The sequence below is a fragment of the Roseateles sp. P5_E1 genome (assembly GCF_054049335.1).
Genome location: NZ_JBFUMN010000238.1, coordinates 1 through 664 on the forward strand (window position 1 = coordinate 1; position 664 = coordinate 664).

Consider the following 664-nt stretch of genomic DNA (forward strand, 5'->3'; position numbering starts at 1 on the left):
GGCCATCGGCGTTGGGGATTTCCGCGCGCACGGTGATCGCGCGCGAGACCGGATCCACGCGCGAATCGATCGAGGCCACGGTGCCGACGAAGGTTTCGCCCGGCCACGCCTCGCTGCGCGCATTGACGCGCTGGCCGAGGGCGAGCTGCGACAGCGCTGATTCGGGGAAGGTGAAGTCGAGCTTGATCAGGGAGACATCGTCGAGCGTGGTGATCGGCGTGCCCAGCGTGACCAGTGACCCGGCGCTGATCAGGCGCAGCCCCAGCACGCCGGAGAACGGCGCGCGGATCACCCGGTCGGCGACGGTGGCGCGCTGCGTCGCCACCTGCGCACGCGCGGCTTCCAGCGCGGAACGTTGCGTGTCCAGGTCGGCGCGCGCGATCAGCTGCTGTTCGGCAAGCTTGCGGCTGCGTTCGTAGAGCTGCTCGGCGTTGCGCAGCTGCGCCTGTGCCTGGTCGACGTTGGCCGCCTGCTGTCCCTGCACCAGGGTGACCAGCGGCTGGCCCTTCTTCACGTACTGGCCGCTGTCGAACTCGACGCTGGCGATGGTCTGGCTGACGCTGGCGGTGATCGTCACCGATTCGCGCGCATTGGCCGTGCCCAGCGCCTTGAGCTCATCGCTCCAGCGCACCGGCTGCACCTGCGCGGTCGTCACGGTCGCCGG

Annotated in this window: 1 protein-coding gene; it reads right to left on the reverse strand. The window is 69.9% G+C overall.

Annotated features, from left to right (window positions below):
- The coding region (locus ACXJKJ_RS30795) for an efflux RND transporter periplasmic adaptor subunit (RefSeq protein ID WP_457395308.1) at positions 1-664 on the reverse strand (664 nt) is incomplete at both ends.